Annotated in this window: 5 protein-coding genes; 1 reads left to right on the top strand and 4 read right to left on the bottom strand. The window is 65.9% G+C overall.

The genetic code is table 11. The annotated features are described in order from the left end of the window. Positions 1-248: 248 nt before the first annotated feature. Positions 249-2111, bottom strand: coding sequence for an acyl-CoA dehydrogenase (locus WB508_RS06415; RefSeq protein ID WP_423844053.1), 1863 nt, complete (start codon positions 2109-2111; stop codon positions 249-251). 460 nt (positions 2112-2571) lie between these two features. Between WB508_RS06415 and WB508_RS06410 the strand changes: the two genes are divergently transcribed. Beyond that, complete coding sequence (locus WB508_RS06410) at positions 2572-3489, top strand: LysR family transcriptional regulator (protein WP_423844052.1); 918 nt, start codon at positions 2572-2574, stop codon at positions 3487-3489. A 9-nt stretch (positions 3490-3498) separates the two neighbouring features. Here WB508_RS06410 and WB508_RS06405 read toward each other — a convergent pair whose 3' ends face one another. The 3 genes from WB508_RS06405 to WB508_RS06395 form a co-directional block, all read right to left on the bottom strand. Next, positions 3499-4251 (bottom strand): enoyl-CoA hydratase, encoded by a 753-nt coding sequence (locus WB508_RS06405; RefSeq protein WP_423844051.1) that lies wholly within the window; start codon positions 4249-4251, stop codon positions 3499-3501. 22 nt (positions 4252-4273) lie between these two features. Continuing rightward, positions 4274-4996, bottom strand: coding sequence for an SGNH/GDSL hydrolase family protein (locus WB508_RS06400; protein WP_423844050.1), 723 nt, complete (start codon positions 4994-4996; stop codon positions 4274-4276). A 67-nt stretch (positions 4997-5063) separates the two neighbouring features. After that, the gene (locus WB508_RS06395; protein WP_423844049.1) at positions 5064-5741 is read right to left on the bottom strand and encodes a DUF4396 domain-containing protein; all 678 of its coding nucleotides are present in this window, start codon (positions 5739-5741) and stop codon (positions 5064-5066) included. Positions 5742-5788 lie beyond the last annotated feature (47 nt).

Raw genomic sequence — 5788 nt, 5'->3', positions numbered from 1 at the left:
GAAGCCGAGTCCGTGGAGGAGCAGGCGGCCAGGGGCAGAGCGGCAACAGCGGCGAGCGCGATACCGGCGAAGTACTTGCGTGAGCGGTTCATGTGAAAGACATCCTTGATTGAGTGGTGCGTGGGTGTTGCGTTGGCTTGTACCGGTCATTCGCCGCCCAGGTCACCAAGGATTGGTCTGGTGTGCAGAAACCCCCGCGCCACGGTGGCGCGGGGGTTCCTGGTGTGCTCAGCTCAGGTGATGTTGCCTCAGAAGCTGGCCTCGTCGAGATCCATGATGGAGGCGTCGATGTTCTCGGCGATGGCGCGGTCTCCGGCCAGCATCGGCAGAACCGTGCGAGCGAAGAAGGAGGCCGCGGCGACCTTGCCCTCATAGAACGTCTTGTCGGCCGGCGAAACGTCTTCGCCCAGCTTGCCCAGAGCCACCTCGGCGCCGCGCAGCAGCAGCCACGCCACCACGATGTCGCCCAGCACGTAGACCAAGCGGGTCGTGTTCAGCCCGACCTTGTAGATGTTCTTGATGTCGCCGTTCTCGTCAGCCGGGTTGGCTGACATCAGGTCCTGGAACACCGCACCGAGGATCGCCTGCGCGTCCTCGAGGCCCTTGGCGAGCAGCTCGCGCTCGACCTTGAGGCGACCGTTGCCGGCTTCGCCCTCGACGAACTGCTGGATCTCATTCGAGATGTACCCGAGGGCCTGACCCTTGTCCTTCACGATCTTGCGGAAGAACAGATCCTGGCCCTGAATCGCCGTGGTGCCCTCGTACAGCGTGTCGATCTTCGCGTCGCGGACGTACTGCTCGAGTGGGTAGTCCTGCAGGAAGCCCGAACCACCGAACGTCTGCAACGACTCGGTGCCGAGAAGCACCCACGAGCGCTCCGAACCGTAGCCCTTGACCAGCGGAAGCAGCAGGTCGTTGATCGCCTCGGCCTGCGCGGTGTCTTCGCCGGCGGCCTCCTTGATCATGACCTCGTCCTGCCAGGTGGCGGTGTAGAGCATCAGCGAACGCAGGCCTTCGGCGTAGGACTTCTGCGTCATCAGCGAACGGCGGACGTCGGGGTGGTGCGTGATGGTGACACGCGGTGCCGTCTTGTCCGACGCCTGGGTCAGGTCGGCACCCTGCACGCGCTCCTTCGCATAGTCGAGCGCATTGAGATAGCCGGTCGACAGGGTCGCGATGGCCTTGGCGCCCACCATCATGCGAGCGTTCTCGATCACGCGGAACATCTGGTTGATGCCGTCGTGCACCTCGCCGAGCAGCCAGCCGGTGGCCGGCGCGCCGTCGCCGAAGGTGACCTCACACGTGGTGGAGGTCTTGATGCCCATCTTGCGCTCGACGTTCGTGACGTAGACGCCGTTGCGCTCGCCGGTCAGCTCGCCGGTCTCGTGATCGAAGTGGATCTTGGGGACCAGGAACAGGCTCAGGCCCTTGGTGCCCGGACCGCCGACGCCTTCGATGCCGACCGGGCGGGCCAGCACGAGGTGCATGATGTTCTCGCTCATGTCGTGCTCGGCAGAGGTGATGAACCGCTTGACGCCCTCGATGTTCCACGAGCCGTCATCGTTCAGCGTTGCCTTGGCGCGGCCAGCGCCGACGTCAGAACCGGCGTCGGGCTCGGTGAGCACCATGGTGCAGCCCCACTGCTGGTCGACCATGTGGCGGGCGATGGCCTGGTCGCGCTCGGTGCCGTTCTCGAAGACAACGCGAGCGAAGGCCGGTCCGGCTGCGTACATCCAGATGGCCGGGTTGGCGCCGAGGACAAATTCAGCGGTCGACCACACCAGCGAGCTGGGTGACGGCTGGCCGCCAAGCTCTTCAGGCAGCTGCAAGCGCCACCATTCTGAATCCATCCAGGTCTGGTAGCTCTTGGCGAACGCCGAGTTCATGGTGACGGTCTTGGTGGCCGGATCGTAGACCGGGGGGTTGCGGTCAGCCTCGTCGAACGACGGGGCGAGGTCTTCTCGGGAGAGTCGGTCGACCTCGACGAGAATGCTCTTGGCGGTCTCGGTGTCGATCTCGGCGAACGGGCCTTGGCCCAGGATGTCTTGGCGGTTGAAGAGTTCGAACAAGTTGAACTCGACATCACGCAGATTGCTCTTGAAGTGGCTCATGCCAACGGTCCTTCGCGACAGTACGGAACTGAGGGTGGGGGGATTCAGGAAGAGACTGGCCGCTACTGGTCAGTAACTTAAGTATCCGTCGTCAAACCGTGAAAGACAAGTTCTGCAGTCGACTTTGTGGTGTCTTTCGCGACACACCTGCAGGTCAGGGCATCGCGCCGAGGGTGCCGGGACATGAAAAGACCGGCCATCTCGGGGGGAGGATGGCCGGTCTTGATTCTGAGTGTACGCCGAGGATCAAGCCTTGCGAGTCGGAATGCGGCCGAAGCCGTCGGAAGCAACCAGGCGTGCCGTCTGAACGGCTCCGATCACAGTGAGGGTGGTGGCGGCGAGGGCGATGGTGATCATGGGGCCTCCTTCAGAGGGCGGGTCGTTGATGTACCCCAGTATCTCCACGTCGAACTATCAAGCACAAGCGAACTAAACTACAGGTAACGTGTAGTGTCGCTACATGGATGTGCGTAGGCTCGGACTTCTGAGGGAATTATCGGAGCGCGGCACCGTGGGGGCAGTGGCCGATGCGATGCAGATCACCCCGTCGGCCGTCTCCCAGCAGCTGAAAGTGCTGGAGAAGGAGGCGGGCTTCACTCTCGTCGAGCCCGCCGGGCGGGGGGTGTCGCTGACGGTGGCGGGCCGTGCGCTGGCCGCGACCGCCATCGAGATCGCCGTCGCGGTCGAGCGGGCCGAGGGCAAGTGGCGCGAGTACATGGAGAGGCCTGGAGGACGGGTGCGGATCGCCACGTTCCAGACCGGCGGGGAGATGCTGCTACCCGGCCTGCTGACCCGGATGTGCGACGTGCCGGACGTCGAGGTGGAGATTTCCGACGTCCTCGGTCACGTCGTCGAGTTCGCCGATCTGGTGCCAGACCATGACCTGGTGCTCGCGGATTCACCGACGGACTCCGCTGCCTGGATCGCGCGTGGCCTCCAGGTGGTGCCGCTCATGTCGGAACCGTTGGACGTGGCGCTGCCGGAGGATCACCCGCTGGCCCAGAAAGCGAGCTTGTCGCCCAAGGACGTGGTGGGTGAGGCGTGGATCGGCGTACCGCACGGCTTCCCGTTCGATCTCGTCCTGGGCCAGGTCGTGGCCGCGACGGGTGAGCCCGCGAACGTGGTGCAGCGCATCTCGGACAACGGCATCGTCGAGGCGTTGGTGGCGGCGGGTCACGGCATCGCGATTCTGCCGCGCTTCACGACGCGGGATCGTGGCAACGGCCTGGTGAGTCGCCCGTTGGTCGGTATCCGGGCCCGGCGTCAGATCGCGGCGGTGCTGCGGCCCGATCGCTTCGAGCGACCGTCCGTGCGCCTGGTGCTCACAGCGCTCCGGGATGAAGCGCAAGCCGTGACCAGCTCGCACCAGCCGAGCTGATTTCCGCGCTCACGGTGTCTGAAAGCGGGCGACGAAGGTGCGGAACTGCTCGTTGGCCATTGATTCGGCCTGGGCCAGCGCCTCGAAGTCAAGGCTCTTCTTCGCGTCGGTCGTGGTGGCAATCCGTACCGATGTCTTGATGTCGGCCATCAACTTGGGCTCGCGGGTGGACCAGGCGGCCGCCATCGCGGCGGCGCGGACGGCCGGATCGTCGTTGATCTCCTGCGCGATACCGAGACGCAGCGCCGTGTCGGCGTCGATGATCTCGCCGGCATACAGGGCAGCTGTGGTGTTCGCTGCTCCGATGCGCTGGGTGAGCATCCAGGTGCAGCCGCCGCCGGGGTGCAGTCCGATCTGCGAGAACGTGGGGCCGAACCCGGCCCGCGGCCCGGCCACGATGACGTCGCAGGCCAGCGCGATGTTCAGGCCTGCGCCGACGGCCGGTCCCTGGACCGCGGCCACAGTGGGAATGGCCACGTCACGCAGGCCGAGGAAGGATCCGTAGACCTTCATCAGGTGGTCGCGCATCGCCTCGACCGGACGGTCCAGGTCGCCGAAGAGGTCGGCCAGGTCGGCGCCGGCGCAAAATGCCTTGCCAGCACCGGTGACCACGAGCGCGCGGGCATCGGGGTCGACGGCCACGGCCTCGATCGCCGCCTTCAGTTCATCGAGCAGCGGCCAGCTGAGCGCATTGCGTCGTTCGGCGTCGTCGAGGGTGATGGTGCGAACAGGTCCGTCCGCCGTCAGGTGCACGAGAGTCATGCAGCGAATCTATGCGCAGGTGTCACAGCGCGGTGCGCGCCACCGCTGCCATCTGCGCGTAGCCGAGATCGTTCGGGTGAAAGCGGTCCTGCGCCAGGCGGCCGAGAAAGTCGCGCAGGTGCGGGATGCGGAAGTCGGCGGGCACGATGCCGCGGTCGGCAGCGCGGGCCAGCACCTGGTTGAAGGCCGACGCCGAGCGCTGCATACCTGGCTGCCGGGCGATGACCGTGCCGTGGGGGAGGGCGTCGACCAGCAGCTGCGCCGAGGCTTCCAGAAACGGAGCCAGCCGGGGACTCATCAAATCGTTGTTGCCCGTGACCACCGACACGAGGGCGATGTCGTGGCGTGTCCGCAGGTTCTCCAGGACGGGGACCTGCCGACGCAGAACCTCCAGGATCCGCGCGCCCTTGAAGGACAGGTTGAGCACCGCGGCATCGCGCAGCCGCGCTGGCGGGTCGGCGGCGATGCGTCCCACCCATCCGCGATCCGGCGAGGTGGCGCCGATGCCTTGCGAGAGCGAGTCGCCGAGCACGACCCACAACGGGCGGCCGGAAGCCAGCGAGCGACGGTTGTTCTCGACCCACCACTGCGCGTAGGGAGCGGTCTGGGACAGCGTCGTGCGCAGACCCGGCATGACCCGTGCCAGTCGTGAGACGAAGGCTCCGTCGGGTCGGCCGCTCGTGCAGGTGAAGTCGAATCGCTCGGCGATCTCGGTGCCATGCGGTTCGGCGAGCAACAAGGTCATGGGGTCAGGATTTCATCACCCTGTTCGGCACGCCGCGCGGGTCGTCGCTGAACGACCGAGTCGCGGCTCAGATCGTGCTCGCGGGCGCGACGACTTCGGTCGACAGCCATGGTGCCCATCCGGGCGCTGATGAGTGCCCAGCCTCTTGAAGGCCGAGCTCGCTGGCGGCCGACACCACCGCGCCGCCGACCAGGAAGGCAGCGATCGCGGCCACCAGCGTTGCCGTGCTGAAGGAGGGGATCCATCGGCGAGCGCCGGTCGCGGTCGAGGCTCCGTGGTACTGGTGAGTCAGCGCATGACCTTTGCCGCGCTGGAGCAGGTAGCGGTTGACCGGGTAGGCGGCGAAGAACGCCGCCGTGAGGGCGATCATCATGCCGACCCAGAACACGACGTTGACCAGGCCCGCGTCCATCGCTCCGGGGATGGCGGCCATGACGGCGTTGTCGACGACCTCCATGGTCGCGATGGAGAGGGTGTCTGCGGCGAAGACGATCGTGAGTGCGGATGTGAGTGCGAGCCCCGCCTTGACCAGCGGGAGGGTCGACAGCAGGTAGCCGAACAAGAAGGCCAGGGTGATGGAGATGGCGATCGTCGCAAGGTTTGAGAACCCTGCTGCAGTGCCGATGATCAGGCCAGTGATCTCACCGATGGCGCATCCAGTCAGGCAGTGCAAGGTGGCGCTGGCGGCCATTGAGTTCACGTCGCCCATCTCGTGGTCGTCGTGGTGCGTGGGTGTGTCCGGCATGGGAGTGCCTCCGTTCAACTTAGCGTGAGCATACCCCCCTGGGGTAT

This window comes from Aeromicrobium sp., assembly GCF_049586495.1.
GTDB lineage: Bacteria > Actinomycetota > Actinomycetes > Propionibacteriales > Nocardioidaceae > Aeromicrobium.
The sequence above is the reverse complement of the archived record's forward strand: the minus strand, read 5'-3'. Positions and strand labels throughout refer to the sequence as shown.

Bases quoted from the DNA above. Each gene is read 5' to 3' on its own strand.
- WB508_RS06410 (WP_423844052.1), top strand. From the start codon at position 2,572: ATGGATGTGCGTAGGCTCGGACTTCTGAGGGAATTATCGGAGCGCGGC.
- WB508_RS06400 (WP_423844050.1), bottom strand. From the start codon at position 4,996: ATGACCTTGTTGCTCGCCGAACCGCATGGCACCGAGATCGCCGAGCGA.
- WB508_RS06415 (WP_423844053.1), bottom strand. From the start codon at position 2,111: ATGAGCCACTTCAAGAGCAATCTGCGTGATGTCGAGTTCAACTTGTTC.
- WB508_RS06395 (WP_423844049.1), bottom strand. From the start codon at position 5,741: ATGCCGGACACACCCACGCACCACGACGACCACGAGATGGGCGACGTG.
- WB508_RS06405 (WP_423844051.1), bottom strand. From the start codon at position 4,251: ATGACTCTCGTGCACCTGACGGCGGACGGACCTGTTCGCACCATCACC.